The organism is Curtobacterium sp. Leaf154, assembly GCF_001424595.1.
GTDB lineage: Bacteria > Actinomycetota > Actinomycetes > Actinomycetales > Microbacteriaceae > Curtobacterium > Curtobacterium poinsettiae.
Genome location: NZ_LMOS01000005.1, coordinates 93,942 through 120,901 on the forward strand (window position 1 = coordinate 93,942; position 26,960 = coordinate 120,901).

Genomic DNA, 26,960 nt, shown 5'->3' on the forward strand with positions numbered 1-26,960 from the left:
TCGACTGGGACAAGCCTGGCGGGGACCACCGACATTCCCGCCGCGGCCGGACCGGCACCGACGAAAGCGAGACGACGTGGTGGACGAACTGCGGGGCCAGAAGCCGCTGACGCCGAAGCAGCAGGCGATCTTCGACGCGATCCGTGCGTCGATCGCCTCGCGGGGCTACCCGCCGAGCATGCGCGAGATCGGCGACGCCGCCGGGCTCTCCTCGCTCTCCAGCGTCTCCCACCAGCTCGGCCAGCTCGAGCTCGGTGGCTGGATCCGCCGCGACCCGAACCGCCCGCGTGCGCTCGAGGTCCTGGTTGACGAGCCGACCTCCGACGTCGGCGGCCCGGACATCGACGCCACGACGCTCGTGCCGCTCGTCGGCCGGATCGCCGCCGGTGTCCCGATCACCGCCGAGCAGCACGTCGACGAGATCATCCCGCTCCCCCGCCAGCTCGTCGGCACCGGTGAGCTCTTCATGCTCAAGGTCGTCGGCGAGTCGATGATCGACGCCGCGATCTGCGACGGCGACTGGGTCGTCGTCCGGTCGCAGCAGACCGCCGAGAACGGGGACATCGTCGCGGCCATGCTCGACGAAGAGGCGACCGTCAAGGTCTTCCGCCAGCGCGACGGCCACACGTGGCTGCTGCCTCGGAACTCCGCCTTCGAGCCGATCCTCGGCGACGCGGCCTCGGTGCTCGGCAAGGTCGTCGCGGTCCTCCGCTCCCTCTGACCACTGCTCGCGCCGCACCGGCGCGGGACGCCGTCGTCACCGTACGACGCCCCCTGCACGACGAAACGCCGCCGGATTCGGCGGCGTTTCGTGTGTTCCGGGGTGTCTCGGTGACACGACGGCGTCTGACGGACTCGTGACGGGCCTCCAGGCCGCGCGGCGGCGCTCACCAGCGCCAGCCGGCTGCCAGCGCCAGTCGGAGCCGGGGGTCAGACGGTCGGGACGGGCGTGACCACGTAGGGCTCGAGCTCGGTGACCTGCCGTTGGAAGACGCGCACCCGCAGGCGTGTGCCGTCCTCGACGTAGTCGACGGACTCGACCGAGCCGGTGTCGTGCAGCGACGACACCAGGTCACCGCGGTCGTACGGCACCACGATCGTCAGGTCCACGTCGGGCTCGGGCAGGCGGTCCTCGATGACGCTGAGGAGCTCCGGGATGCCCTCACCGGTGCGCGCCGACACGAACACCGCGTCCGGCACGAGCCCGATGAGCACGAGGCGCTGCGCGTCGTCGATCAGGTCGGCCTTGTTGAACACGACGACCTCCGGGATGTCACCCGCACCGACGTCACCGATGACCTCGCGCACGGTGGACAGCTGCGCCCCGGGGTCGGGGTGCGAGCCGTCGACCACGTGCACGATGACGTCGGCGTCGCCGACCTCTTCGAGGGTGGAGCGGAAGGCCTCGACCAGCTGGTGCGGCAGGTTGCGCACGAAGCCGACGGTGTCGGCGAACGTGTACTCGCGGCCCTTGGTGCTCTCGGTCCGGCGGACCGTCGCGTCCAGCGTCGCGAACAGCTGGTTCTGCACGAGCACACCCGCGCTCGTCAGTCGGTTGAGCAGTGACGACTTGCCGGCGTTGGTGTAGCCCGCGATCGCGACGCTCGGCACCTCGTTGCGGTTGCGCTCGGCACGCTTGGCCTCACGGGCCGGGGTGAACCCGGCGATCTGCCGGCGGAGCTTCGCCATCCGCGTGTGGATCTTGCGGCGGTCGAGCTCCATCTTCGTCTCACCGGGGCCGCGAGAGCCCATGCCAGCGCCTCCGGAGACCTGGCCACCGGCCTGCCGGGACATCGAGTCACCCCAACCGCGCAGTCGAGGCAGCAGGTACTGCAGCTGGGCGAGTTCGACCTGCGCCTTCCCCTCGCGGGTCTTCGCGTGCTGGCTGAAGATGTCGAGGATCACGGCCGTGCGGTCGATGACCTTCACCTTCACGACGTCCTCGAGCGCACGACGCTGCGAGGGTGCCAGTTCGGTGTCGGCGATGACGGTGTCGGCGCCGGTGGCCTTGACGACCATCGCGAGCTCCTGGGCTTTGCCCTTGCCCAGGTAGGTGGCCGGGTCCGGGTTCGGCCGGCGCTGGAGGAGCCCGTCGAGCACCACGGCACCCGCGGTCTCGGCGAGTGCCGCGAGCTCGCGGAGGGAGTTCTCGGCGTCCTGCGCGTCGCCCTGGGGGTACACGCCGATCAGGACGACCTGCTCGAGCCGCAGCTGGCGGTACTCGACCTCGGTGACGTCCTCGAGTTCGGTGGAGAGGCCGGCGACACGGCGCAGCGCCGCACGGTCCTCACGGTCGTACTGGTCGCCGTCGCCCGTCCAGCTGCGATCGTCGGTCGACCGCGTCTGGATCGCCTGGGCGGGCGCGAAGATGGACGATGCTGCGCGGTGGTCTGCGTTGCGCAACACCCTCTCGACGACACCGTCTGCGCTGTCGTCGTTGGTCTGGTGGTTCTGCTGATGGGTATCCGTCATCCTGTGCACAGGCTACCTCCGCAGGCCCGTCGACACACTCGGTTGCCGGTACGGTTCATCCATGGCGAACGACCACTACTTCTCGGCCAACCCCGAGAGCGACGTCCGGCCCCGCCAGGTGGACGTCACGCTCGCCGGTCAGCCCCTCACCCTGTCGACCGCGGCGGGGGTCTTCAGTCCCGACGGCGTCGACCGCGGCACGAAGGTCCTGCTCGGTTCGGTGCCGGCACCCGCTGCTGGCGGAGCGCTGCTCGACATCGGCTGCGGCTGGGGGCCGATCGCGATCACCATGGCGCTGCAGTCCCCCGACGCCCACGTCTGGGGCGTCGACGTCAACGAGCGGGTGCTGGGACTCGCCCGGGCCAACGCAGCGACGGCCGGAGCTGCGAACGTCACGATCGCGCTGCCCGACGACGTGCCGGCAGACCTGCGGTTCCGGACGATCTGGTCGAACCCGCCGATCCGGGTCGGCAAGGACGAGCTGCACCAGATCCTGCTGACGTGGCTGCCCCGGCTCGAGGTCGGGGGCGATGCCTGGCTCGTCGTGTCGAAGGACCTCGGGGGTGACTCCCTGCAGAAGTGGCTCGTCGGCGCCCTCGGTTCGGGCTTCGCAGTCACGCGGGAGTCGACGGCCAAGGGCTTCCGCGTCCTCCGGGTGCAGCACAGCGCGTAGGGCGCGCGCGACGCGCCCGCGCCGCGCAGCGCGTCAGACCGTCAGACCGTCAGGTCGCCGGAGAACACGAGCTCGGCGGGCCCGGACAGCGACACGTGCTCGCCGTCCTCGGTCGCCGTCATCCGCACCGTGAGCAGCCCGCCCGGTACCCGCACGCGCCAGGTGTCCGGCGCCCCCGCACCGACCCAGTAGCGCGTGGCGAGGGCAGCCGCCACGGCACCGGTGCCGCACGACAGGGTCTCACCGCTCCCCCGCTCGTGCACCCGCATCGTGATCTCGCCGACGCCGTCCTTGATGAGCGGGTCGCCGGGCAGCACGAACTCGACGTTCGCACCGTGCTCGGGCGCCGGTTCGAGCACCGGCAGGAACGTCAGGTCGAGGTCGGCCAGTTCGTCCTCGGTCTCGACGGCGACGACCACGTGCGGGTTGCCCACGTCGATGCCGATGCCGGGGCGCGCCCCGTCGAGGTTCTTCGCCCGGACGAGCACGTCGTCGGATCCGCCGCCCTCGATGCCCAGGCCCCAGCGGCCGAGGTCGGCCGCGAACCCGTTCGTGGTGCGCTGGATGTCGACCAGCCCCTTGCGGCTGCCGACCGTCAGCGTCTCGCCGGGCGCCAGTTCGACCAGGCCGGACTCGGTCAGGTACCGGGCGAACACGCGGATGCCGTTGCCGCACATCTCGGCGACCGTGCCGTCGGCGTTGTGGTAGTCCATGAACCACGTCGCCTCGGGTTCGACGGCGACGAGCGCGCGGCCCTCGGGGATCGCTTCGGACCGCACTGCGCGGATCACGCCGTCCCCGCCCACGCCGAAGCGTCGGTCCGCGATGGCACGGATCCGCTCGGGGGTCAGGTCGACGGTGGCGTCGGGGTCGGCGAACAGGACGAAGTCGTTGCCGGTCCCCTGGCCCTTGGTGAAGTGCAGCTCGGTCACGGCACGATCCTACGGGCCAGTTCCGTCAGGTCACCGCGGTCGGCCCCGGTGACGTCGAGCGTCTCGGCGTCGGCGTACCGGCGGAACCACGACACCTGCCGGCGGGCGTACTTGCGGGTCGCGATGCCCGTCGCCTCGACGGCCTGCTCGCGGGTCGACGTACCGGCGAGCACCTCGAGCGCCTGCGAGTACCCGATGGCGCCGCGCGCGGTCCGGCCCTGCTCGAGTCCCAGCCCGCGGAGCGCCGCGACCTCGTCGACGAGTCCGGCGTCGAACATCCGCGCCGCGCGCTCGTGCAGCGCCGACACGAGCTGCTCGCGGTCGCGTCGCAGGTGCAGGATGCGGGACGGTCGCCATGCGCGGGGCGCGGCCGGGAGGCTCGGGGGCACGACCTCGGATCGGCTCGCGATCTCGAGTGCACGGATCAACCGCCGTGGGTTGCGTGCGTCGATCGTCGCGGCGGCCGCCGCGTCGAGGGCGCGGAGCCGTTCGAGCAGGATGCCCGGGCCGAGCTCGTCGTGCTCGCGCTCCAGCTGCGCACGGAGCTCGGGGTCGGTGCCCGGGAACGCCAGGTCGAACAGCACCGCGGAGACGTAGAGCCCGCTGCCCCCGACCAGGACGGCCACCCCACCGTCGGCCTGGATCCGGTCGACGTCGGTGCGTGCAGCCACCTGGTACGCGGCGACGCTCGCCTCATCGGTGACGTCGAGCACGTCGAGCTGGTGGTGCGGGATGCCGTGCCGCTCGGCCGGCGGGAGCTTCGCCGTGCCGATGTCCATGCCGCGGTACAGCTGCATGGCGTCCGCGTTGATGATCTCCGCGTTGCGACCGGTGGCACGCAGGCGCTCGGCGATCGCGATGCCGAGGTCGGACTTCCCCGTGCCCGTGGCTCCGACGACCGCGATCAGGTCGGCCTCGACGCCGGTACCGGACCCGAGCGTCGAGCCGCTCGACGGCACGCCAGCGGTGGGCTCAGCGTCCGACACGGAGCGTGGGCAGCCCGAGCGAGACCGGACGTGGGCCGTCGGCTGCGGCGCCGGCCGGGGTCGGCACGCCGCAGCTCTCGGCCTGCGCGCGGTCCCAGGCATCTCCGGCCCGGGTTCGTCGGATGCGCAGCGGGGCGTCGTCGTCGGCGAGCAGGAAGTGCGGTGCCGCCCGGGTGATGTCGACGGTGACGACGTCGCCGGGGCGCGGGACATCGGACCCGGCGGGCACCGTGAAGTGCACGAGCCGGGAGTCCTCCGCGCGACCGGAGAGCCGGCGGGTGGCGTCGTCCTTGCGGCCTTCACCCGAGGCGACGAGCACCTCGACGCTCCGGCCGACCTGCTGTGCGTTCTCTTCCGCCGTGATGCGTTCCTGCAGGGCGACGAGTCGCTCGTACCGCTCCTGCACGATGTGCTTCGGCAGCTGGTCGTCCATCGTCGCCGCGGGCGTGCCGGGGCGGATCGAGTACTGGAACGTGAACGCCGAGGCGAACCGCGCCTGCTCGACGACACGCAGGGTGTCCTCGAAGTCGGCGTCGGTCTCGCCGGGGAACCCGACGATGATGTCGGTGGAGATCGCCGCGTGCGGGATCTTCGCGCGGACGCGGTCGAGGATGCCGAGGAACCGCTCGCTGCGGTAGCTCCGGCGCATGGCCTTGAGCACCCGGTCGGAGCCCGACTGCAGCGGCATGTGCAGCTGGGGCATCACGTTCGGGGTCTCGGCCATCGCGTCGATGACGTCGTCGGTGAACGCTGCCGGGTGCGGGCTGGTGAAACGCACGCGCTCCAGCCCCTGGATGCCACCGGTGGCCCGCAGCAGCTTGCCGAACGCCTGTCGGTCGCCGAACTCGACGCCGTAGGAGTTCACGTTCTGCCCGAGCAGGGTGACCTCGATAGCACCGTCGTCGACGAGCGCCTGGATCTCGGCCAGGACGTCACCGGGGCGGCGGTCCTTCTCCTTGCCACGCAGCGAGGGGACGATGCAGAACGTGCAGGTGTTGTTGCAACCGACCGAGATCGAGACCCAGCCGCTGTGCGTCGAGTCGCGCTTGGTGGGCAGCGTCGACGGGAAGACGTCGAGTGCCTCGAGGATCTCGATCTGCGCCTCGTCGTTGTGCCGCGCCCGCTCGAGCAGGGTCGGCAGCGATCCCATGTTGTGCGTGCCGAAGACCACGTCGACCCACGGCGCCTTCTCGAGGATGACGTTCTTGTCCTTCTGCGCCAGGCACCCGCCGACGGCGATCTGCATGCCGGGGTGATCGCGCTTGATGCCCGCGAGTTGTCCGAGGTTGCCGTACAGCCGGTTGTCCGCGTTCTCGCGCACCGCACAGGTGTTGATGACGACGACGTCGGCCTGTTCGCCGTCCGCCGCGGTGTAGCCCGCGGCCTGCAACGACCCGCTCAACCGCTCGGAGTCGTGCACGTTCATCTGGCACCCGTAGGTGCGGACTTCGTAGGTGCGGGGGCGCGCTGCGACGGTGGCCATGGTCGTCCCAGTGTAGGTCGGAGCGGCTACTCGAACCGCACGGTCCCGCGGCCGGAAGGCGGCCGTCTGCCGCCGCCGTCGAGTGCGCGTGCGACAGCGATCCGGACGACGCCGGAGCTGTAGCCCTTGCGCATCAGGAAGCCGGACAGCCGGCGTTCCGCGGTGGCCCGGTCGAGGCCGCGCATCTGCGGCGCTCGCTTGTCGGCGAGTTCCTGCGCGCGGAGGAACTCGTCGTCCTCGTCGTCGGCGGCTTCGTCGAGTGCGGTGTCGATCGCCACCTGGTCGATCCCCCGGCGTCGGAGTTCGGTGACGACCCCCTGGCGGCCGAGGCCCTTGCGCGCGTGCAGCCGGTCGACCAGGTCGGTGGCGAGGGCGACGTCGTCCAGGAGCCCGACACGGGTCAACCGTTCGATCTCGTGCTCGACCACGTCGGGGTCGAGGTCCTGCTGCAGCAGTAGGGTCCGCATCTCGGACTCGCTCACGCCCTTGCGACCGAGGGCACGCAGGCTGAGCCGTTCGGCGTCCGCGCGCTGTTCGTCGAGCGGACGAGGTGCGTCGGCCGGGTCGATCTCCTCGCCGCCGGCGATGGAGAACACCGACGCGGTGGTGGCGTCTGCGGTCTCGGAGTCGTAGCCGTCCTGCTCGGCACGGGTCGAGCGCCCGCTGCCGTCACCGATCACGGGCGACACCCATGCTGCTGGGCCCCGGGCACCGTGCAGGGGCACCGGCGAATCGGCGTCGAAGGGTGCCGGGAACTCGTCCGGCCGAGCGTCGCCGGATTCCGGCAGTGCCCACCCGTCGACGTCTCGTGGTTCGTCCGGTGACACCGGCGGTGCGGGGATCGCGGACGTCACCGGGGTGACGGGAGCGCGACGACGCGACCTCGCACCGAACAGGTCGGTGACCGGTGCGAGGCCGTCGTCGTCATGGTCGGTGCTCACGCGCCCTTGCGCTCCGCGAGCTTCGGCGCGATCGACTCGACCGGAGCGTCCTCGGCCTTGGCGCCGCCGACGCCGAGCTTGGCGAGGATCTTGCCTTCGATGTCGGCAGCGATCTCGGGGTTCTGGATCAGGAACGAACGCGAGTTCTCCTTGCCCTGCCCGAGCTGGTCGCCGTCGTACGTGTACCAGGCGCCCGACTTCTTGACGATGCCGTGGTCGACACCGAAGTCGAGCAGCGAGCCTTCGCGCGAGATGCCGACGCCGTACAGGATGTCGAACTCGGCCTGCTTGAAGGGCGGCGCCATCTTGTTCTTGACGACCTTGACGCGCGTTCGGTTGCCCACCGCGTCGGTACCGCTCTTGAGTGTCTCGATGCGACGGATGTCGAGGCGGACGGACGCGTAGAACTTCAGCGCCTTACCGCCCGAGGTGGTCTCCGGCGAACCGAAGAACACGCCGATCTTCTCGCGCAGCTGGTTGATGAATATCATCGTGGTCTGCGTCTGGTTCAGGCCACCGGCGAGCTTCCGCAGTGCCTGCGACATGAGGCGGGCCTGCAGACCGACGTGCGAGTCACCCATCTCGCCCTCGATCTCGGCACGGGGCACGAGGGCCGCGACGGAGTCGATGACGATGAGGTCGATGGAGCCGGAGCGGACCAGCATGTCCGCGATCTCGAGCGCCTGCTCGGCGGTGTCGGGCTGCGACACGAGCAGGGCGTCGATGTCGACACCGAGCTTCTTGGCGTACTCGGGGTCGAGCGCGTGCTCGGCGTCGATGAAGGCCGCGATGCCACCGGCGCGCTGGGCGTTGGCGATGGCGTGGATGGTGAGGGTCGTCTTACCCGACGACTCCGGGCCGTAGATCTCGACGATGCGGCCGCGGGGCAGGCCACCGATGCCGAGCGCGACGTCCAGCGCCACCGACCCGGTCTGGATGACGTTGACGGGGGCGCGTTCGTCCGAACCGAGGCGCATGATCGCACCCTTGCCGAACTGCCTGTCGATCTGTGCGAGTGCGGTCTCGAGGGCCTTTTCGCGGTCTGCCGGTGATGGCATGGAGTGCTCCTTCGTGCTCGTGTTCGGCCGCCTGTAGGCTGTCGCGTCCACGCCGGCCGATGGTGCAAGGCCGATGGTTCTGCGACAAGGCTTCGGGCTGTTCCCGATGTCCATCAACCTATGGCGAGCCACCGACATCACTGCCGACGGTCACGCGATCTGTGGATGGAGCATCCGGGCGACGCCGCTGTGGAGGAAGTTACCACCGATCGAACACGCGTTCGAGCAACACGCCGAACACAGTTTCGGGTGCCGGACCCTGCAGGACCGCGCTCAGTCCTGGGGTTCGGCCAGGCCCTTGCCGTGCCGACGGTCCATCGGGACGTCCTGCGAGTCGCACAGGGCATCCCACACCCGGCGGGCGTCGATGCCGGCGGCGAGGGCGTCCACGGCCGAGCGACCGCCCAGACCCTCGAGCACGACGTCACGGGTGACCACGGACCCGTAGGCCTCGCCGAACACCTGGTCGACGGCTCGCCAGAACTCACTCACGCGCATCCGACCAGCCTAAGCGCGTCGTCGCGGGCCGGAACGCAGAACGCCCCCGCCGGGAAGGACCGGCGAGGGCGTTCGGTGCAGTGCGGTCAGCGCACCGCGAGGTCGTTGTCGAACTCGGCGACGAGGTCGTCCGGGAGCGTGTCGGGGACGGGGGTCAGCCCCTCGACGATCGCGAGGCGGTCGCCCACTTCGCGCATGATGGTCGAGATGGGCGTGTCCAGAGCATCCGCGACGGACGCGAGGATCTCCGAGCTGGCTTCCTTCTGCCCACGCTCGACCTCACTGAGGTACCCGAGCGCGACACTGGCCTTGGACGCGACCTGACGGAGGGTCCGGCCCTTCTGCAAGCGGAAGTCCCGGAGCACATCGCCGATTTCCTGACGAACGAGAACCATGAGAACTCCTCCTCTCTGTCGTCTCCGCGCCCGCTCGGTCCGGTGGAACGAGTTCGGGTTCAGCAACAATAGCGTTGCCGGTTGCAGCATGTTAGCCAGGCTGGCTGCCGTACTGCTGGAGATTTCGTGAGATGTAACCCAGTGGAAACGGGACCTATTCCCGGCCCCGGATCTCGGACGACATCCGTGCAAGGAGTTCGGAGACGGTGGCGTGACGGATTGCTCCCCGGTCACCGTCGAGGTGCAGCTCGAAGGCCTCGGCGCCCGCGGCGGAGGCGATCCCCACGTACACGGTGCCGACGGGCTTGCCGTCCTGCGGGTCCGGGCCGGCGACACCCGTCGTGCTGATCCCCCACGTTGCGGGCTCCCCGTCGACGGACAGCGCGATCCGGACACCGGCGGCCATCTGCCGGGCGACCTCCGGGTGCACGGCGCCCTCGGCCTCGAGCAGGTCCTCCGAGACCCCGAGCACGGAGTGCTTCACGGGCGTCGCGTACGCCACGACGCCACCGCGGACGACGGCGCTCGCCCCGGGCACGTCGACGAGGGTCGCGACGACGAGTCCGCCGGTCAGCGACTCCGCCACGGCGAGGGTCTCGCCCCGCGCCGTCAGTTCGGCGATGAGACCCGGTGCGACCGGCTCGACGGGCGCGGCCTCGGTCGAACGGTCGGGCATGGTCATGCGGTGGTGCGGTTGTGCTTCCATGCCTGCCAGAGGTAGTCGATCCCGCTCAGGACCGTTGCCAGGAACGCGGCGGTCATGAGGATGCCGTTGACCCAGTGTGCCCAGTCACCGACCAGGCTCCACCACGGGAACAGCGCGGCCGTCAGCGCGACGGCCTGCAGCACGGTCTTGATCTTCCCGCCGCGGCTGGCCGGGATCACCCGGTCGGAGAGCACCGCGAACCGGAAGACCGTGATGCCGATCTCCCGCACCATGATCAGCACGGTCACGTACCAGGGCAGTTCATGCAGGATGGACAGCGCGACGAGCGCACCCCCGATGAGCACCTTGTCGGCGATCGGGTCGACGAGCTTGCCGAAGTCCGTGACCAGGTTCTGCCGACGGGCGATGATGCCGTCCGCGCTGTCCGTGACGATCGCCACGACGAAGACGACCGCGGCCCAGATGCGCAGGGGCCCGTCGTTCCCGGCGTCGGTGAGCAGCAGGACGAAGAACAGCGGCGCCATCAGGATGCGCACCACCGTGATGATGTTCGCGACGTTCGCGGTCGACGCCGGGCCGGGGCCCTTGCGCAAGAGCCGCCCGCGCCACGGGAACCGTGCGCCGTGCGTGGTGTTCGTGCTGTCCGAGGCGGTCATCGCCGTCACTCCCTGCCCGTCAGTCCCCACGCGTCCTCATCGGGCTCGTCGTGGACTTCATCGTACCCGCGGGTCATGTCCCCGACGGGGTCGGCACCGTAGCGGTCACCGTCGCCGGACGGCGTCGGTGCCGGCGCTGCCGGAGCGGCCGCGGCGGGCGGCTCCTCGCCGCGGAGCTTCGCGAGCACCGCGGGCAACTGGTCGGCGGTCACCAGGACGTCGCGGGCCTTCGAGCCCTCGGACGGTCCGACGATGTCGCGCGACTCCATCAGGTCCATCAGGCGACCGGCCTTGGCGAAGCCGACGCGGAGCTTGCGCTGCAGCATCGACGTCGAACCGAACTGGGTCGACACGACCTGTTCGACGGCCGCGAGCAGCAGTTCGAGGTCGTCGCCGATGTCGGCGTCGATCTCCTTGCGCTCGACCACGGCCTGGACGTCCTGGCGGTACTCGGGCTGGGCCTGCCGCGTGACGTGCTGGACGACCTCGGCGACCTCGCCCTCCTGCACCCAGGCGCCCTGCACGCGGAGCGACTTCGACGAACCCATCGGCAGGAAGAGCGCGTCGCCCTGACCGATCAGCTTGTCGGCGCCGGGCTGGTCGAGGATGACGCGGGAGTCCGTGACGCTCGTCACCGCGAAGGCGATGCGCGACGGCACGTTCGCCTTGATCAGGCCGGTGATGACGTCGACCGAGGGCCGCTGCGTCGCGAGCACCAGGTGGATGCCGGCGGCGCGGGCGAGCTGGGTGATGCGGACGATCGATTCCTCGACGTCACGCGGTGCCACGAGCATCAGGTCGGCGAGCTCGTCGACGACCACCAGCAGGTACGGGTACGGCTTGAGCTTCCGCTCGCTGCCCGCCGGCAGGACGATCTCGTTGTTCTCGATCGCCTTGTTGAAGTCGTCGACGTGGCGGAACCCGAACGACGCCAGGTCGTCGTACCGCATGTCCATCTCCTTCACGACCCACTGCAGCGCTTCGGCCGCCTTCTTGGGGTTCGTGATGATGGGGGTGATGAGATGCGGGACGCCGGCGTAGATCGAGAGCTCGACGCGCTTCGGGTCGACCAGGACCATGCGGACCTCGGACGGCTTCGCGCGCATCAGCAGCGACGTGATCATCGAGTTGATGAACACCGACTTGCCGGAACCGGTGGAGCCGGCGACGAGCAGGTGCGGCATCTTCGCCAGGTTCGCGACGACGAAGCCGCCCTCGACGTCCTTGCCGACGCCGATCGTCATCGGGTGCTTCGACTTGCGCGCGGCGTTCGAGCGCAGCACGTCGCCGAGCGAGACGATCTCGCGGTCGGTGTTCGGGATCTCGACGCCGATCGCGCTCTTGCCCGGGATCGGCGACAGGATGCGGACCTCGTTCGAGGCGACCGCGTACGACAGGTTCTTCGACAGGGCCGTGACGCGCTCGACCTTGACGCCCGGGCCGAGCTCGATCTCGTACCGGGTGACCGTCGGCCCGCGGGAGAACCCGGTGACCTTCGCGTCGACCTTGAACTCGGTGAGCACCCCGGTGATGGCGGCGACGATGTCGTCGTTCGCCTGGCTGCGCGCGACCGAGGGCGTGCCGGAGCTCAGGGTGGTGGCGGCCGGCAGTCGGTACGGCTTCGACGGGTCGTCGTCGGGCCCGGCGGCGGCCGCGCTCAGCTCGGCGGCGGCGTCGATGTCCTCGGGCTCGTCGACGACCTCGGGCTCGGACAGCACCTCGGGCACCGCGGGACGGATGTCGGCGGTCGGCTCCGGGCGCGCGGGGACGTCGGTGCCGAACGCGCGGAGGGCCTGCTCGGCGTCCTGCAGGTCCTGCTCGACGGAGTCGTTGAGGTTGACCGACGCGGGCTCGGCCGGTGTCAGGTCGACGAGCCCTGCGGCGGCACCGGCGTTCGGGCTCGGAACGGGGGCGACGGGAGCAGCGGGCGCGACGGGCGCGGCAGCGGGCGCGACACCGGTGGCCGGCGGGAGCACCGGGCTGTCGTACGCCGGGTCCTCTTCGCGTCCGGACTTGTTGCGGCGCCACCACGGCACGTTGTCGCCGCCGGCTTCGGCGTCGGCAGCGGCCTGCTCGTCACCGAACCCGAGGTCGTCGAACAGCTGGAAGTCGGCGTCGCCCTTCTTGCCGCGCTTCGAGGTGCGGGTGCGGGCGGCGGGCTCCGCCGCGGCGGCGGCGTCCGCGTCCGGCTCGGCAGCGGGCGCCGGGGCACCGAACAGGTAGGCGTAGAGCTCGTGCAGCCGGCGACCGAGCTTGTTCGGCGGCGTCTTGGTGATGATGAAGAGCGAGAGCACGAGCAGCACGATCGCCACGGGCACGGCCACCCACGCGGTCGCGATCGTGACGAGCCAGCCGATGACCACCCAGCCGAGCACCCCACCGGCGGCAGCGAGCGCGGGCATGCCGTCGGCCGCGCTCGGTCGGCCGCCGAAGACGTGGCAGAGCGAGGCGATGGAGACGATCAGGACGCCCAGACCGATGCCGATCCGGGTGTTGTCGTGCACCGAGGCCGGGTGCCGGAACAGCCACCCGGCGAACACGATCATGATGACCGGCAGGGCGAATGCCAGGCGGCCGAACAGCCCGCCGAACGTGTACGCGTCGAGTGCGACGGAGACGCTGTTGGTCGGGTTGAGCCACTCGACGACCCCGCCGGCGATGGCCAGCAGGAACAGCAGGAACGGGAACCCGTCGCGCCGCTGGTCCTTCTCGAGGGTCTCCTTGCCGAGCAGCCGGAACATCGCGCCGACGCCGTGCGCCATCGCGAGCCAGAAGGTCACGAGCGGGTTCTGCTCGCGGAACACCGGCGTGGGTGCGGCCTGCGGCAGCTTCTTCGTCGTGGCCTGGGTGCGCGACGAACCGCGCGTCCCGTTGCCACGGGACGACGTGGACGCGCGCGAGCGCGTGGTCGACTTGGTGCCTCCGGCCATGGGCAGAACCCTAACGCCCGCCCAGGACAAACGCAGGAAGGCCCGCCGCAGCGTCCGTGACGGACGCTGGACGGGCCTCCAGGGCGGGGACGGAGGCTACGCCTCGATGACCACCGGGACGATCATCGGACGACGACGGTGCTTCGTGTTCACCCAACGACCGACCGTGCGACGGACGACCTGCGCGAAGGCGTGCGAGTCGCGCGTGCCGTTGGCTGCGGCCTCGGAGATCGCCTTGGCGATCTGCGGACGCACGTCGTCGAAGACGGAGTCGTCCTCGGCGAAGCCGCGCGACTGGATCTCGGGGCCGATCACGCACTGCCCGGTGGTGAAGTCCACCGCGCAGAAGACCGAGATGAAGCCCTCTTCGGCCAGGACACGGCGGTCCTTCAGGTCGGCGTCGGTGATCTCGCCGACGGTGGAGCCGTCGACGTAGACGTAGCCGATGTCGAGCTGGCCGGCGACCGTTGCGACGCCGTCCTTCAGGTCGACGACGATGCCGTCCTGACCGAGGATCACGTTGCGCGGCGGGACGCCCGTCTGGATCGCCAGGTCGGCGTTCGCGTACAGGTGACGGTGCTCGCCGTGGACGGGGAGCACGTTGCGCGGTCGCAGGATGTTGTAGCAGTAGAGCAGTTCGCCGGCCGAGGCGTGTCCGGAGACGTGCACCTTGGCGTTGCCCTTGTGCACGACCTTCGCGCCGAGCTTGGTCAGCCCGTCGATCACGCGGTACACGGCGTTCTCGTTGCCCGGGATGAGCGACGACGCGAGGATGACGGTGTCGCCCTCGCCGATCTCGATCTGGTGCTCGAGGTTCGCCATGCGGGCCAGGACGGCCATCGGCTCACCCTGCGACCCGGTCGACATGTAGACGATCTGGTCGTCGGGGACGTTCTTCGCCTTCTTCGTGTCGATGAGCACGTTCTCCGGCACCCGCAGGTACCCGAGGTCGGCGGCGATCGTCATGTTGCGGATCATCGAGCGGCCCATGAACGCGACCTTGCGGTTCGCGGCCGCGGCGGCGTCGAGGACCTGCTGCACGCGGTGCACGTGTGACGAGAAGCTCGCCACGACGACCTTCTTGCGGGCGCGCATGATGATGTTCTCGAGCACCGGGCCGATGTCGCGCTCCGGAGCGGTGAAGCCCGGCACGTCGGCGTTCGTGGAGTCCGGCAGGAACAGGTCGACGCCGGCCTCGCCCAGACGGGCGAACGCGCGGAGGTCGGTGATCCGGTCGTCCAGCGGGAGCTGGTCCATCTTGAAGTCACCCGTGTGCAGGACACGACCGGCGGGGGTCGTGATCGCGACGGCGAGGGCGTCCGGGATGGAGTGGTTCACGGCGACGAACTCGAGGTGGAACGGGCCGATCTGCTCGGTCTGGTCCTCGGCCACGACGAGCGTGTACGGCTTGATCCGGTGTTCCTTGAGCTTCGCCTCGACGAGCGCGAGGGTCAGCGTGGAGCCGATCAGCGGGATGTCGTCGCGGAGCTTCAGCAGGTACGGGACCGCGCCGATGTGGTCTTCGTGGCCGTGCGTGAGCACGACACCGAGGACGTCGTCGAGGCGGTCACGGATCGGCGTGAAGTCCGGCAGGATCAGGTCGACACCGGGCTGGTGCTCCTCGGGGAACAGCACGCCGGCGTCGACGATGAGCAGCTTGCCCTCGTACTCGTAGACGGTCATGTTGCGACCGATCTCGCCGAGGCCCCCGATGGGGATCACGCGGAGGGTGCCGTTCTCGAGCGGCTGCGGTGTGGAGACTTGTGTGGGCATTCGGTCCTACGGATTCGGGCGACGTGCGTGCTGCGCGCCGCGGTGTTCGCTAGCGGGTGGTGCCTGGCACCTTCGGTAGTGCACCGCCGGCCGCCGCGTTGCGGTCGGGGCGGAAGTTCGAGAAGTCGGCGCCGGGCACGTCGCGCACGGCTTCGAGTGAGGTCTCGATGGCGTACGCCTCGGAGTCCTCGGGGCCGACGAGCGGCAGTCGGACGCGCGGGCTGCCGATGCGGCCGAGCCCGTGCAGGATGTACTTGGCGGCCACGGTACCGGGAACGTGCGTCATCACGGCGCGGACGAGCGGCTCGAGTCGCTTGTGCTCGGCCGTCGCGGTGGCCAGGTCACCCCGGTTCACGGCGTCGACGATGGTGCGGTACGGCACGCTCGTGATGTTCGCCGTCACGCCGATCAGGCCGGTGGCACCGATCGACAGGTGCGGGAGCACGTTCGTGTCGTCACCGGAGAAGTACATGAGGTCGGTGTTGTTCAGCACGCGCGAGACCTCGGCGAAGTCGCCCTTGGCGTCCTTCACGGCGAGGATGTTCGGGTGCTTCGACGCACGCAGGATCGTGTCGTAGGTGATCGGGATGCCGGTGCGGCCCGGGATGTCGTACAGGATCACCGGCAGGTCGGTGGCGTCCGCGATCATCCGGAAGTGGGTGAGGACACCCGACTGTGTCGGCTTGTTGTAGTACGGCGTGACGATCATCACGCCGTCCGCGCCGGCCTTCTCGCTCTGCTTGTACAGGTGGATGGCGTGCGCGGTCTCGTTCGAGCCACCACCCGTGATGATCTTCGCGCGGCCGGCGGCGACGGACTTGCCGACCTCGACCAGCCGGAGCTTCTCCGGGTCGGTGAGCGTCGACGTCTCGCCGGTCGTGCCGGTGACGACGATGCCGTCGGCGCCGGCGGTGATGCAGTCGTCGATGTGCTGCTCGACGCCGGGCCAGTCGACCTCTCCGTCGGCCGTGAACGGGGTCACGAGGGCGACGAGGACCTGACCGAAGGGATTCTCACGCGGGGACACGGGCACCAGCGTACCGGGGATGCGCGCGGAGGCCGCCGTCCGTGTGGACGGTCGCCTGCCTGCGGCGCGGCCGGGAGGCCCGGATCACGTCCGTCCCGCCGGTCACGCCCGGCGCGTGCGGGCGCTCAGGCGCGGCGCTGCCACTCCAGGAACCGGTAGCGGGTGCCGCCGTTGCGGGACTCCTGCCACGGGCCCTCGTCGGTGAGCGTCCAACCGGCAGTCTCGTCGAGCGTCGGTGCGACGGTGTCGCCGGGGACGTCGACGTCGATCACGGTCTCGGAGACGACATCGGCACGGTCGAGCGCCGCGGCGTAGACCTGGCCGCCGCCGATGACCCAGACGGTCTCGTCGGTGCCGTCGTCGCCTTCGAGCGCGGCCTGCAGGTCGTGCACCGCCTCGGCACCGTCGGCGGTCCACGTCGTGTCACGGGTGAGCACCACGTTGCGCCGACCGGGCAGGGGGCGGAACCGCTCGGGCAGGGACTCCCACGTGCGCCGGCCCATGAGCACGGTCGCGTCGCCGGTGACCCGCTTGAAGTGCGCCAGGTCCTCGGGCACGTGCCAGGGCATGCCCCCGTCGGCACCGATGACGCCGGCGGTCGAGCGGGCCCAGACCATGCCGATCATCAGACGGCGACCGCGGCCTTGATCGCCGGGTGGTGCTCGTACCCGACGACGGTGAAGTCCTCGTACTCGTAGTCGTCGATCGAGTCGCGCGGCGCGAGCTCGAGCGTCGGCATCGGGTACGCCGTGCGGGACAGCTGCTCCTCGACCTGTTCGACGTGGTTGTCGTAGACGTGGCAGTCGCCGCCGGTCCAGACGAAGTCGCCGACCTCGAGCCCGGTCTGCGCCGCGATCATGTGGGTCAGCAGCGCGTACGAGGCGATGTTGAACGGGACGCCGAGGAACATGTCGGCGCTCCGCTGGTAGAGCTGGCACGAGAGCTTGCCGTCGTTGACGTAGAACTGGAAGAACGCGTGGCACGGGGCGAGCGCCATGTCCGGCACGTCGGCGACGTTCCACGCCGAGACGATGAGCCGACGGCTGTCCGGGTTCGTCCTGATCTGCTCGATGACCTGGGCGATCTGGTCGACGTGCTCACCCGAGGGGGTGGGCCAGGATCGCCACTGCACGCCGTACACCGGGCCGAGGTCGCCGTCGGCGTCCGCCCACTCGTTCCAGATCCGGACACCTTGCTCCTGCAGCCAGGTCGCGTTGCCCTCGCCGCGCAGGAACCAGAGGAGCTCGTACGCGATCGACTTGAAGTGCACGCGCTTCGTGGTGACGAGCGGGAAACCCTTCGACAGGTCGTAGCGGAGCTGTGCACCGAACAGGCTGCGGGTCCCCGTGCCGGTGCGGTCGCCCTTCGGCGAGCCCTCGGTCAGGACCCGGCGGAGCAGGTCCTCGTAGGGGGTCGGGACGGAAGCGTCGGGCTGTACGGTCTCGCTGTCGGTCACACACAGAAGCCTACGTCGGTGTGAGTAGCGTTGCCGGTATGCCCGACACGACGGAACAACCGCTCTCGATCCTGGTGGCCGGCTCGTCCGGCTTCATCGGGACCCCACTCGTCCGCGCCCTGCGCGAGGCGGGGCACCACGTCACCACGCTCGTGCGCCGGGAAGCCCGCACCGCGACCGAGTTCCGCTGGGCACCGGGGCGACGTCCGCTCGACCCGGCGATCCTCGACGGCGCCGACGTCGTGATCAACCTGGCCGGCGCGAACATCGGCAAGCTGCCGTGGACCGACGCGTACCGCAAGGAGATCCGCAGCTCACGCATCGACGCCACCGACACCCTGGTCGAGGCGATGCGGCACGCGACCACTCCCCCGGCGCTGTTCCTGTCGGGCTCGGCCTCGGGCGTGTACGGCGACCGTCCGGCCGACGTGCTGCCCGACGACGCCGCCCCGGGCACGGGGTTCCTCGCCGACGTCTGCACCGCGTGGGAGTCGGCCGCGAACGCCGCCCCCGCGGGGGTCCGGGTCATCACGCTCCGGACCGGCATCGTGATCGGCAAGGGCGGCGGCGCGCTCGCACCCCTCGTCCCGCTGACCAAGCTCGGCGTCGGCAGCCGACTCGGCACCGGCGGCCAGCACTGGCCCTGGATCGCCCTCGAGGACGAGGTCGGCGCGATCGTGCACCTGGCGACCGCGGCTCCGGACGTCTCCGGCCCGGTGAACCTGGCGGGCCCGGAGCCGGTCGTCGCCGACCGCATCACGAAGCACATCGCCGAGGTGCTGCACCGCCCCTACCTGTTCCGGATCCCCGAGTTCGCCCTGCGCCTGGCGCTGCGGGACGCCGCGGACGACATGCTCCTGTCGAGCCAGCGGATGGTCCCCACGAAGTTGCTCGAGTCCGGCTACACGTTCCGGTACACGCAGGCGGCGGACGCGATCGACGCCGTCTTCTGATCGGACACCAGACCGGGGGTCAGCGGTCGGCGGCGCGCGCCAGGGCGGTGCGCATCGCCGACCGTGCACGTTTGCGGTCGCCCGCGGCGTCGTAGACCACACCGAGCCGGTACCAGGCACGCCAGTCGGCCGGGTCCTGCTCGACCGCGTCGCGGTACCGCGGGAACAGCTCGTCGGCGGCGTCGCGGATCGGACGACCCGACGGCCGCACGGGGACGACGTCGTCCGGTGTGCCGCCCTCGGCCTCGAGCCGTGCGCCGAGCCGCGTGATGCGGATGCCGAAGCGGAACTCCAGGACGAGCAGGAGCGCGCCGATCGCGGCGACGACGAACAGTGCGACACCGATGCCGATGCCGATCGGGATGCCGGTGGCGATGAAGGCCACGGCACGCTGTCCGACGAGAACGATGTACAGGGCGAGCAGCACCGCCATCAGTGCTGCACCCCAGAATGGCGAGCGGATCGTGCGTCCGGCCCGCTCCATGCGACCCACGGCCCTCAGCCGATGCCGAGGACGCTGCCGAGGCCCACGGTGAGCCCCCGCGCCGACACCACGTTCGCGAGCGCCGCACGGATGCCCGCCACGTAGGCGACGTCGTCGTTGGTGTCGTGCCGGATCGTCAGTGTCTCGCCGGGGCCGCTCAGCACGACGTCCTGCACGGCCTTCACCCCGGGCAGCCGAAGCGAGTGGATGGGCACACTGGCGACCTGCTGACCACGGGCGCGCTGGTCGACGTGTGGAGCGTCCACCGGCCCGACATCGCGCCGGGCGTCGGCCATCAGCTCCGCCGTGCGCACCGCGGTGCCCGAGGGTGAGTCGATCTTGCCGGCGTGGTGGGTCTCGACGATCTCGGCAGCCGGGAACCACGGCGCCGCGATCGTGGCCAGGTGGGTGCCGAGCACCGAGCCGATCGAGAAGTTCGGGACGACGAGCACCCCCTGCTCCGGGCGTTCCTGCAGCCCGGTGCGGAGCTTCGCGAGGCGGTCGAGCGACCAGCCGGAGGTACCGACGAGCACGTTCGCGCCGCTCGACAGCGCATTCTCCACGATCGCCGGGCTGAGCGACGGCACCGTCACGTCGACCACCAGGGCCGCGCCGCCGAAGACGGACGGGGGTGCCTGGTGGGCGCCGTCCTTCGAGGACAGACGGGCGACGAGCTCGAACTCCGGGAGTTCCTCGACGACGGCGGCCACGAGGCCCCCGAGACGACCGGTGGCGCCGACGACGGCGACGGGAGTGACCATGCGGTCCATCCTAGGATCGACGCATGTCAGTCGAGGTCAGGACCGTGCCGGCCGATCTGCCCGAGGTCGACGTCCTGCTCGACGCGTACCTGGACGAGCGCGAGGCGACGTTCCCGAGCGCGCAGGGCACGTACGCACGGAAGCGCACCCCCGCGGCCGAGTTCACGCCGCCGAACGGTGTCTTCGCACTGGCGGACGACGACGGCGTCGCGATCGGGTGCGGGGGGCTCCGGCGGATCGCGGACGGGGTGGACGCAGCCGGCGCCGTCGACGTCCGGTTCGAGGTCAAGCACGTCTTCGTGACACCGGCCGGGCGCGGCAAGGGGGTCGCGACGGCCGTGATGGACCTGCTCGAACGGGCCGGTGCCGACCTCGGCGCGACGAGCATCGTCCTCGACACGAACGACTCACTCGTCGCCGCGGCCGCCCTGTACCGCAGCCGCGGCTACGAACGCGTCGAGCCGTTCAACGACAACCCGAACGCGACCGCCTGGTACCGCAAGGCGGTGGCCCCGACCCGGACGGGCCGCGGGCCGGACGCCTGAGCCGCCACGGGCCTCCCGGCCGCGCCACCGCGAACCGGACCGGCGGCCGCTAGACGGGCTGGTCGACCGGCAGCCCGGTGCGCAGCTCCACCGGCAGGTGGGCCAGGTCGTTCAGCGTGACGACCTCGGCCGGCTTCGCCGAGCGGATCCGGATGATCGTGAGCGCGGTGTGCGCGACGTTGGTGCCCATCCAGCGCCACTCGGGCGCCTGGAACGCTTCACGGACGAACCAGCCGATCACGGCGTTGTGCGTGATGAGCAGGTCGTGCCGGTCTTCGCGCGCCGGGGTGAACCACTCCGACACGGCGTCGCCCATCTGGGCTTGTCCGGCGACGATCTCCTCTTCGGTGATGCCGCCGTACCAGCCCTGGTAGGCGTGCGGCATGTCCGGCGTCGGGCCCGAGGGGATGCAGTCGAACAGCAGCGTCGAGGGTTCCGGCTGGATCGACGGCAGTCGCTGCGACAGGAACGCGGCGGTCTCGCTCGGGGCCTCGAGCGGCGAGTGGTACACGCCGTCGAAGGGCACGCCGCCGAGACGGTCGGCGACCAGGGTCGCCTGACGCTTGCCGCGTTCGGAGAGCTTGCCGTCCCGCAGGCCGTGTTCGGCGTCCTGGTGTTCGCCGTGGCGGACGAGGTACAGGTAGTGCGACATGTCCGTGTTCAGCTGCCGATCCCGATGGCCGCGGCGAGTTCGTCCTGCTGCACGGCGCCGACCACCGAGGTGATCGTCGGTCGGGTGAGCAGGTCGCGCGCGAGTTCGAGCACGCCGCCGGTGGTGACGCCGTCCACGCGTTCGAGCGCGGTCGACAGGTCGGTGTACTCCCCCGTGCCGAGCTCGGAACGGCCGAGACGCGTCATGCGTGCGTCGGAGTCCTCGAGCGAGAGCGTCAGCGCACCCTCGATCTGCCCCTTCGCCCGCCGCAGTTCGTCGTCGGTGATGCCGTGGTCGACCATCCGGCGGAACTCCGCGTCGACGATGTCGACGACACCGGCGACGTTGTCTGGCGCGCAGCCGGCGTAGACGCCGAAGGCACCGTTGTCCAGGTAGGCGGGAGCGAACGACGACACCGCGTAGGCCAGACCGCGGCGCTCGCGGACCTCTTGGAACAGGCGCGAGCTCATGCCGCCGCCGAGCACGGCGTTCAGGACGCTGAGCGAGGGCCGGCGGTCGTCGCGCAGGTCGAGACCCTGCGAACCGCGGAGCATGCTGACCTGCTCGGTCGGGCGGTGAACCACGGACAGCTTCGGCTCGACCGGGTCGGCAACCGTCTGGGGCGTGCGGCGCGGCAGCGGCGCGGCGTCGGGAGCGTCGTGGAAGACGCCGGCGACGAGCTCGCAGAACCGGTCGTGGTCGACGGCACCGGCGGCGGTGACGACGATGCCGTTGGGCGCGTAGTGCTCGCGGTAGTGCGCCAGCACCTCGTCGCGCTGGACCGCACGGATGCTGTCCGGGGTGCCGCCGATCGGACGGCCGAGGGGGTGCCCGCCGAACGCCGCGGCGAAGAACGCTTCGCCCGCGACGTCGGCCGGGTCGTCGGCGGCCATCGCGAGTTCTTCGAGGATGACACCGCGCTCCACGGCGAAGGCCTCGTGCTCGAGCACCGACCCGGTGACCATGTCACCGATGACGTTCACGGCCATCGGGACGTCGGTGTCCCGGACCCGTGCGTAGTAGCAGGTGTACTCCTTGGCCGTCGCGGCGTTGTGCTCACCGCCGACCGAGTCGAACGCGATGGCGATGTCGAGCGCCGACCGCGTCTCGGTGCCCTTGAAGAGCAGGTGTTCGAGGAAGTGCGTCGAGCCGAACTGACCGTCGCGCTCGTCACGTGAACCGACGCCGACCCAGAACCCGATGCTCGTCGACGCGGCGCCCGGCACCGCCTCGGTGAGCACACGGACGCCCGACGGCAACACGGTGCGACGGACGAAGGCCCCACCGGACGTCAGGAACGACGTGTCCGGGGCCCCGAGCGGCAGTGGCACTGGCTGGTTCATCGCAGACGAGCCTACTGATCCGCCGACGCGTGCCGCCCAGTTTCCCGGTCCGGGCCACGTGCCACTCGAAGTGGGGTACAGGAAGTGCGGACAGACCGACTCGTCTGTCTGTCCTCCTTGTGCTACAGTTGGCCACGCCGGATCGAAAGCCCCCCTAAGTTCCGATCCGGCGGCTCGGGACATCAGTCCTGCGCGACCACCGAGTCCCCCCACTCCGGTCGCGGAGCCGATGAGTCCGAGGAGTACACGCTGTGACGGTCGATTCCCCCCAACCGGCCGTCCAGCGTCTCCCCGGCCCGAGCACGAACCTCGCGTCGCCGGACGGGTCGAGCGTCCCCCCGACTCCCCGCTCCGGCGGCGCGAAGGTCCGTGTCCTCGAGACCGCCACGCGGTTGTTCTACGAAGAGGGCATCCACAGCGTCGGCGTCGACCGCCTCATCTCCGAGGCGAGCGTCACGAAGGCGACGTTCTACAAGCACTACGGGTCGAAGGACAACCTGATCCTCGCCTACATCCGGACCCAGCACGAGCGCGTGCAGGAGCGGATGGAGCAGCTCATCACCGACGCCGGCTCCCCCGAGCGGGCTGTCCGAGCGTGGGTCGCCGCGCTGGCCGACGACGTCAACGACCCGGCCTTCCGCGGCTGTGCGTTCCTGCACGCCGCCGCCGAGTACCACGACCCGCGCGACCCGGTCCGCCAGGTCGTCGCCGTGCACCGCGACTGGTACACCGAGCGCCTCGCGACCCTGCTGCACGACGCCGGGCACCCCCTGCCCGGCGACGGCGCCGACGAGCTCATGCTCGCGCGTGACGGTGCGATGGCCGGGGCCTACGCCGGCGACGCGATCGCTGCCACCGCGGCGCTGAACCGCGTGGTCGACCGGGTGCTCGCGGTCTGACACCCGACTCGTCGCCAGCGCTGTCGCTGTCGGCTGTCGGCTGTCACTGTCGCTTTCGCGAAAGCGACAGATCACCCCGAACAGTTCGCGGCGATCTGTCGGCTTCGCGGCACGGACGCACCCGCGCGACGCAGATCTGTCGCTTCCGCAGCGCGGTCGAGGCGACCGCGGGGCGGACGGGAGGCCCGTGGCGGCCCCGCACCGCGCCTCCAGGCCGTCCTGTGCGAACTCCCACAGCCCCACGCGCGTCCCGAGCGCAGGCCCGGCCGGCGGGTGTTGGCTGGGGGCATGGCCAACGACCCCAACTGGAACCTGCCCGACGTCCCGTCCTTCACCCTGACGAGCCCCGACTTCGCCGACGGCGGTGCGCTGCCCACCTCGGCGCGCGGCTCCGACGCCGGTGGCGAGGACCGCTCCCCCGCGCTCGAGTGGTCGGACGCACCCGAGGGCACGAAGAGCTTCGTCCTGACCGTGTACGACCCCGACGCCCCGACCGGCTCCGGCTTCTGGCACTGGAGCCTGACCGACATCCCGGGCTCGGCGACCTCGCTCCCCGCCGGTGCCGGCACCGACGACGCCCTGCTGCCCGCCGAGGCACTCCGCCGCCGCAACGAGTTCGGCACGGACACGTTCCTCGGCGCTGCACCGCCCGCGGGTCACGGCGCGCACCGGTACTTCTTCACGTTGAGTGCCCTCGACGTCCCCGTGCTCGAGGCGCCGGCCGACGCGACCCCCGCGGTCGTCGGCTTCATGCTCCGTGGGCACCTGCTCGGTCGCGCGCAGCTCATGGGCACGCAGGAGACCCCCGCCGCCTGACGCGCACGCGCACCGCGCACCGCGCACCGCGCACCGCGCCGCGAGCTTTCGCGCCCACCGCACGCACGCCCCGCAACGGCGAACGGCCGCCGCCCCGGAAGGGACGGCGGCCGTTCGTGCGTCAGGACGCGAGAGAGGATCAGCCCTCGGCCGGGTCCTCGGCGTGGGCGCGGACCGTCTCGGCCGAGGTGGAGTCACCCTCGGTCTCGTCGGCCACGACCGGCGCGAGCGACAGCTTGCCGCGGTCGTCCACCTTGGTGACCTCGACCAGGACCTTCTGGCCGACGCCGAGCACGTCTTCGACGTTCTCCACACGCTTGCCACCGGCGAGCTTGCGCACCTCGGAGACGTGGAGCAGACCGTCACGGCCCGGGAGCAGCGACACGAAGGCGCCGAAGGTGGCGATCTTCACGACGGTGCCGAGGAACTGGTCCCCGATCTCCGGGTTGGTCGGGTTCGCGATCGCGTTGACCTGGGCACGAGCGGCCTCGGCCGACGGACCGTCGACGGCGCCGATGTAGACGGTGCCGTTGTCCTCGATCGAGATGTCGGCACCGGTGGTGTCCTGGATCCCGTTGATCGTCTTGCCCTTCGGGCCGATCAGCTCGCCGATCTTGTCGACGGGGATCTGCACCGAGATCACGCGAGGAGCGGTGTCCGCCATCTCGTCGGGGGCGTCGATCGCCTCGTTCAGCACACCGAGGATGGCCGAGCGGGCCTCCTTGGCCTGCTTGAGCGCCGCGTCGAGCACCGTCGACGGGATGCCGTCGAGCTTGGTGTCGAGCTGGATCGCGGTGACGAACTCCGAGGTACCGGCGACCTTGAAGTCCATGTCGCCGAGCGCGTCTTCGGCACCGAGGATGTCGGTCAGGGCCGCGTAGCGGGTCTGGCCGTCGACGGTGTCGGAGACCAGGCCCATCGCGATGCCGGCGACCGGGGCCTTGAGGGGCACACCGGCGTTGAGCAGCGACAGGGTCGAGGCGCAGACGGAACCCATCGAGGTCGAGCCGTTGGAGCTGAGCGCCTCGGAGACCTGGCGGATGGCGTAGGGGAACTCGTCACGCGACGGCAGCACCGGCACGAGTGCGCGCTCGGCGAGGAAGCCGTGCCCGATCTCGCGACGCTTCGGCGAACCCACACGGCCGGTCTCACCGGTCGAGTAGGGCGGGAAGTTGTAGTGGTGCAGGTAGCGCTTCTTCGTGACGGGCGACAGCGAGTCGATCTGCTGCTCCATCTTGAGCATGTTCAGCGTGGTGACGCCGAGGATCTGCGTCTCGCCGCGCTGGAAGATCGCCGAACCGTGGACGCGCGGGATCACGGCGACCTCGGCGTCGAGCGGACGGATGTCGGCGAGGCCGCGGCCGTCCATGCGGATCTGCTCGGTCAGGATGCGGCCGCGGACGACCTTCTTCGTGACCGACTTGTAGGCCGCGCTGACCTGCGAGTTGGCGACCTCGGGCAGCTCACCCGCGGACACCTTCGACGCGATGGCCTCCTTGACGCGCGACTTGAGCGCGTCATCGGCGTCCTGGCGCTCGGTCTTGGCGGCGATCTTGTAGACGTCACCGAGCTCGGAGAGCGCGAGGGCCTCAACGGCCGAGTAGACCTCGGGCGCGTACGGCGGGAAGACCGGGAAGTCCTGGATCTCCTTGGCCGACTGCGCGGCGAGCTTGGCCTGGGCGTCGACGAGGGACTTGAGGAACGGCTTGGCCGCCTCGAGACCCTGGGCGACGATGGCCTCGTCGGGCTTGGTGGCGCCGCCCTGGATGAGGTCCCAGGCGTGCTCGGTGGCTTCCGCCTCGACCATCATGATCGCGACGTCCTCGTTGCCCGCCTCGTCCGTGACGACACGGCCGGCGACGGTCAGGTCGAACACGGCGTCGGCGAGCTGCGAGGCCTTCGGGAACGCGACCCACTGGTCACCGATGAGCGCGAGGCGCACACCGGCGATCGGGCCGGAGAACGGCAGACCGGAGATCTGCGTCGACGCGGACGCGGCGTTGATGGCCAGCGCGTCGTAGAACTCGTCCGGAGCGATGCTCAGGACGGTGATGACGATCTGGACCTCGTTGCGCAGGCCGTCGACGAACGACGGACGCAGCGGCCGGTCGATCAGACGGCAGACGAGGATGGCCTCGGTCGACGGACGGCCTTCGCGACGGAAGAACGAACCGGGGATCTTGCCGGCGGCGTAGGAACGCTCCTCGACGTCGACGGTCAGCGGGAAGAAGTCGAATCCTTCACGCGGGTGCTTGCCGGCGCTGGTGGCCGAGAGGAGCATCGTTTCCTCGTCCAGGTACGCGGCGACCGCGCCCTGGGCCTGCTGAGCGAGCCGACCGGTCTCGAACCGGACGGTGCGCTTGCCGTACTTGCCGTTGTCGATGACGGCTTCGGCGAACTTGATCTCGGGACCCTCCAAAAGGGCGCCTCCTTGATGTGTTTCCGGCAGGCCGTGGCGACGGCACTCGATGGTGCGTGCGCGCCGATCGTTCCGGACGCATGTCTGGCCAGCAGTAGAAGCACTCGGGAAACCGTTCCGGCCCGCGAGCCACCACCGATG

The 26,960-nt window shown here is 70.5% G+C and carries 26 protein-coding genes; 6 read left to right on the forward strand and 20 right to left on the reverse strand.

Translation table 11 applies throughout. The features are described from left to right. Positions 1 to 76: 76 nt before the first annotated feature. Positions 77 to 721, forward strand: coding sequence for a transcriptional repressor LexA (gene lexA / locus ASF75_RS10655; protein ID WP_017885907.1), 645 nt, complete (start codon positions 77 to 79; stop codon positions 719 to 721). Positions 722 to 930: 209 nt separating this feature from the next. Here the strand turns inward: lexA and hflX are convergent, their stop codons facing one another. After that, positions 931 to 2,472, reverse strand: a complete 1,542-nt coding sequence (gene hflX, locus ASF75_RS10660) for a GTPase HflX (RefSeq protein WP_056071260.1) — start codon at positions 2,470 to 2,472, stop codon at positions 931 to 933. Between the two features lie 61 nt (positions 2,473 to 2,533). On the opposite strand from hflX, the gene ASF75_RS10665 reads away from it, so the two are divergent. Beyond that, complete coding sequence (locus ASF75_RS10665) at positions 2,534 to 3,145, forward strand: class I SAM-dependent methyltransferase (protein ID WP_056071263.1); 612 nt, start codon at positions 2,534 to 2,536, stop codon at positions 3,143 to 3,145. A 41-nt stretch (positions 3,146 to 3,186) separates the two neighbouring features. Here the strand turns inward: ASF75_RS10665 and dapF are convergent, their stop codons facing one another. From dapF to ASF75_RS10735, 14 genes are all read right to left on the reverse strand, one after another. Further along, positions 3,187 to 4,077 (reverse strand): diaminopimelate epimerase, encoded by an 891-nt coding sequence (dapF, locus tag ASF75_RS10670; RefSeq protein ID WP_042538440.1) that lies wholly within the window; start codon positions 4,075 to 4,077, stop codon positions 3,187 to 3,189. After that, positions 4,074 to 5,063, reverse strand: a complete 990-nt coding sequence (gene miaA / locus ASF75_RS10675) for a tRNA (adenosine(37)-N6)-dimethylallyltransferase MiaA (RefSeq protein ID WP_235517630.1) — start codon at positions 5,061 to 5,063, stop codon at positions 4,074 to 4,076. Before miaA ends, dapF begins: the two co-directional genes overlap by 4 nt. Next, on the reverse strand, positions 5,050 to 6,546 hold the full coding sequence (gene miaB / locus ASF75_RS10680; protein ID WP_056071267.1) for a tRNA (N6-isopentenyl adenosine(37)-C2)-methylthiotransferase MiaB: 1,497 nt from the start codon (positions 6,544 to 6,546) through the stop codon (positions 5,050 to 5,052). Before miaB ends, miaA begins: the two co-directional genes overlap by 14 nt. A gap of 26 nt (positions 6,547 to 6,572) precedes the next feature. After that, on the reverse strand, positions 6,573 to 7,487 hold the full coding sequence (locus ASF75_RS10685; protein WP_056071270.1) for a regulatory protein RecX: 915 nt from the start codon (positions 7,485 to 7,487) through the stop codon (positions 6,573 to 6,575). Then, a complete protein-coding gene (recA, locus tag ASF75_RS10690) occupies positions 7,484 to 8,545 on the reverse strand; it encodes a recombinase RecA (RefSeq protein WP_027464767.1) in 1,062 nt (353 codons plus the stop codon). The genes ASF75_RS10685 and recA overlap by 4 nt, the downstream gene beginning before the upstream one ends. A gap of 273 nt (positions 8,546 to 8,818) precedes the next feature. Then, the gene (locus ASF75_RS10695; RefSeq protein ID WP_017885915.1) at positions 8,819 to 9,043 is read right to left on the reverse strand and encodes a DUF3046 domain-containing protein; all 225 of its coding nucleotides are present in this window, start codon (positions 9,041 to 9,043) and stop codon (positions 8,819 to 8,821) included. A gap of 86 nt (positions 9,044 to 9,129) precedes the next feature. Further along, positions 9,130 to 9,438 carry a helix-turn-helix domain-containing protein gene (locus ASF75_RS10700; RefSeq protein WP_027464765.1) on the reverse strand — a complete coding sequence of 103 codons (309 nt, stop codon included), beginning with the start codon at positions 9,436 to 9,438 and terminating at the stop codon, positions 9,130 to 9,132. 154 nt (positions 9,439 to 9,592) lie between these two features. Then, the gene (locus tag ASF75_RS10705; protein ID WP_156463860.1) at positions 9,593 to 10,120 is read right to left on the reverse strand and encodes a CinA family protein; all 528 of its coding nucleotides are present in this window, start codon (positions 10,118 to 10,120) and stop codon (positions 9,593 to 9,595) included. Continuing rightward, positions 10,117 to 10,761, reverse strand: a complete 645-nt coding sequence (gene pgsA, locus ASF75_RS10710; protein ID WP_056071652.1) for a CDP-diacylglycerol--glycerol-3-phosphate 3-phosphatidyltransferase — start codon at positions 10,759 to 10,761, stop codon at positions 10,117 to 10,119. The genes ASF75_RS10705 and pgsA overlap by 4 nt, the downstream gene beginning before the upstream one ends. A 5-nt stretch (positions 10,762 to 10,766) precedes the next feature. Next, positions 10,767 to 13,691, reverse strand: a complete 2,925-nt coding sequence (locus ASF75_RS10715; RefSeq protein ID WP_056071276.1) for an FtsK/SpoIIIE family DNA translocase — start codon at positions 13,689 to 13,691, stop codon at positions 10,767 to 10,769. A 96-nt stretch (positions 13,692 to 13,787) separates the two neighbouring features. Continuing rightward, entirely contained in the window at positions 13,788 to 15,464 is a 1,677-nt protein-coding gene (locus ASF75_RS10720; protein WP_017885920.1) for a ribonuclease J, read from the reverse strand. 49 nt (positions 15,465 to 15,513) lie between these two features. Further along, a complete protein-coding gene (dapA, locus tag ASF75_RS10725) occupies positions 15,514 to 16,491 on the reverse strand; it encodes a 4-hydroxy-tetrahydrodipicolinate synthase (protein WP_056071656.1) in 978 nt (325 codons plus the stop codon). Positions 16,492 to 16,616: 125 nt separating this feature from the next. After that, on the reverse strand, positions 16,617 to 17,117 hold the full coding sequence (locus ASF75_RS10730) for a dihydrofolate reductase (protein WP_056071279.1): 501 nt from the start codon (positions 17,115 to 17,117) through the stop codon (positions 16,617 to 16,619). After that, positions 17,117 to 17,947, reverse strand: a complete 831-nt coding sequence (locus ASF75_RS10735) for a thymidylate synthase (RefSeq protein ID WP_056071281.1) — start codon at positions 17,945 to 17,947, stop codon at positions 17,117 to 17,119. The genes ASF75_RS10730 and ASF75_RS10735 overlap by 1 nt, the downstream gene beginning before the upstream one ends. 38 nt (positions 17,948 to 17,985) lie before the next feature. Here ASF75_RS10735 and ASF75_RS10740 point away from each other — a divergent pair, with 38 nt between their 5' ends. Then, a complete protein-coding gene (locus tag ASF75_RS10740; RefSeq protein ID WP_056071284.1) occupies positions 17,986 to 18,900 on the forward strand; it encodes a TIGR01777 family oxidoreductase in 915 nt (304 codons plus the stop codon). A gap of 19 nt (positions 18,901 to 18,919) precedes the next feature. On the opposite strand, the gene ASF75_RS10745 is transcribed toward ASF75_RS10740, so the two are convergent. Next, the gene (locus ASF75_RS10745) at positions 18,920 to 19,384 is read right to left on the reverse strand and encodes a tetratricopeptide repeat protein (RefSeq protein ID WP_017885925.1); all 465 of its coding nucleotides are present in this window, start codon (positions 19,382 to 19,384) and stop codon (positions 18,920 to 18,922) included. A gap of 14 nt (positions 19,385 to 19,398) precedes the next feature. After that, the gene (locus ASF75_RS10750; protein WP_031259197.1) at positions 19,399 to 20,145 is read right to left on the reverse strand and encodes a 4-hydroxy-tetrahydrodipicolinate reductase; all 747 of its coding nucleotides are present in this window, start codon (positions 20,143 to 20,145) and stop codon (positions 19,399 to 19,401) included. Between the two features lie 23 nt (positions 20,146 to 20,168). Between ASF75_RS10750 and ASF75_RS10755 the strand changes: the two genes are divergently transcribed. Further along, positions 20,169 to 20,690: a GNAT family N-acetyltransferase gene (locus ASF75_RS10755; protein WP_042538451.1), complete on the forward strand. Its 522-nt coding sequence runs from the start codon at positions 20,169 to 20,171 to the stop codon at positions 20,688 to 20,690. A gap of 49 nt (positions 20,691 to 20,739) precedes the next feature. On the opposite strand, the gene ASF75_RS10760 is transcribed toward ASF75_RS10755, so the two are convergent. Continuing rightward, entirely contained in the window at positions 20,740 to 21,342 is a 603-nt protein-coding gene (locus ASF75_RS10760; protein ID WP_017885928.1) for a histidine phosphatase family protein, read from the reverse strand. An 8-nt stretch (positions 21,343 to 21,350) separates the two neighbouring features. Continuing rightward, complete coding sequence (locus tag ASF75_RS10765) at positions 21,351 to 22,685, reverse strand: M16 family metallopeptidase (protein ID WP_040418871.1); 1,335 nt, start codon at positions 22,683 to 22,685, stop codon at positions 21,351 to 21,353. 251 nt (positions 22,686 to 22,936) lie between these two features. Here ASF75_RS10765 and ASF75_RS10770 point away from each other — a divergent pair, with 251 nt between their 5' ends. Both ASF75_RS10770 and ASF75_RS10775 read left to right on the forward strand, forming a co-directional pair. Continuing rightward, on the forward strand, positions 22,937 to 23,584 hold the full coding sequence (locus ASF75_RS10770) for a TetR/AcrR family transcriptional regulator (protein WP_056071287.1): 648 nt from the start codon (positions 22,937 to 22,939) through the stop codon (positions 23,582 to 23,584). Between the two features lie 288 nt (positions 23,585 to 23,872). Next, complete coding sequence (locus tag ASF75_RS10775) at positions 23,873 to 24,400, forward strand: YbhB/YbcL family Raf kinase inhibitor-like protein (protein ID WP_056071290.1); 528 nt, start codon at positions 23,873 to 23,875, stop codon at positions 24,398 to 24,400. 139 nt (positions 24,401 to 24,539) lie between these two features. Here ASF75_RS10775 and ASF75_RS10780 read toward each other — a convergent pair whose 3' ends face one another. Next, complete coding sequence (locus tag ASF75_RS10780; RefSeq protein WP_056071293.1) at positions 24,540 to 26,819, reverse strand: polyribonucleotide nucleotidyltransferase; 2,280 nt, start codon at positions 26,817 to 26,819, stop codon at positions 24,540 to 24,542. Between the last annotated feature and the right edge of the window lie 141 nt (positions 26,820 to 26,960).

Coding starts and splice junctions, on each gene's coding strand:
- ASF75_RS10745 (WP_017885925.1), bottom strand. CDS start 19,384: ATGGAGCGGGCCGGACGCACGATCCGCTCGCCATTCTGGGGTGCAGCA.
- ASF75_RS10730 (WP_056071279.1), bottom strand. CDS start 17,117: ATGATCGGCATGGTCTGGGCCCGCTCGACCGCCGGCGTCATCGGTGCC.
- ASF75_RS10665 (WP_056071263.1), top strand. CDS start 2,534: ATGGCGAACGACCACTACTTCTCGGCCAACCCCGAGAGCGACGTCCGG.
- miaB (WP_056071267.1), bottom strand. CDS start 6,546: ATGGCCACCGTCGCAGCGCGCCCCCGCACCTACGAAGTCCGCACCTAC.
- ASF75_RS10695 (WP_017885915.1), bottom strand. CDS start 9,043: ATGCGCGTGAGTGAGTTCTGGCGAGCCGTCGACCAGGTGTTCGGCGAG.
- ASF75_RS10760 (WP_017885928.1), bottom strand. CDS start 21,342: ATGTCGCACTACCTGTACCTCGTCCGCCACGGCGAACACCAGGACGCC.
- ASF75_RS10750 (WP_031259197.1), bottom strand. CDS start 20,145: ATGGTCACTCCCGTCGCCGTCGTCGGCGCCACCGGTCGTCTCGGGGGC.
- recA (WP_027464767.1), bottom strand. CDS start 8,545: ATGCCATCACCGGCAGACCGCGAAAAGGCCCTCGAGACCGCACTCGCA.
- ASF75_RS10765 (WP_040418871.1), bottom strand. CDS start 22,685: ATGAACCAGCCAGTGCCACTGCCGCTCGGGGCCCCGGACACGTCGTTC.
- ASF75_RS10715 (WP_056071276.1), bottom strand. CDS start 13,691: ATGGCCGGAGGCACCAAGTCGACCACGCGCTCGCGCGCGTCCACGTCG.
- ASF75_RS10720 (WP_017885920.1), bottom strand. CDS start 15,464: ATGCCCACACAAGTCTCCACACCGCAGCCGCTCGAGAACGGCACCCTC.
- ASF75_RS10700 (WP_027464765.1), bottom strand. CDS start 9,438: ATGGTTCTCGTTCGTCAGGAAATCGGCGATGTGCTCCGGGACTTCCGC.
- ASF75_RS10740 (WP_056071284.1), top strand. CDS start 17,986: ATGCCCGACACGACGGAACAACCGCTCTCGATCCTGGTGGCCGGCTCG.
- ASF75_RS10705 (WP_156463860.1), bottom strand. CDS start 10,120: ATGACCATGCCCGACCGTTCGACCGAGGCCGCGCCCGTCGAGCCGGTC.
- pgsA (WP_056071652.1), bottom strand. CDS start 10,761: ATGACCGCCTCGGACAGCACGAACACCACGCACGGCGCACGGTTCCCG.
- hflX (WP_056071260.1), bottom strand. CDS start 2,472: ATGACGGATACCCATCAGCAGAACCACCAGACCAACGACGACAGCGCA.
- ASF75_RS10755 (WP_042538451.1), top strand. CDS start 20,169: ATGTCAGTCGAGGTCAGGACCGTGCCGGCCGATCTGCCCGAGGTCGAC.
- ASF75_RS10775 (WP_056071290.1), top strand. CDS start 23,873: ATGGCCAACGACCCCAACTGGAACCTGCCCGACGTCCCGTCCTTCACC.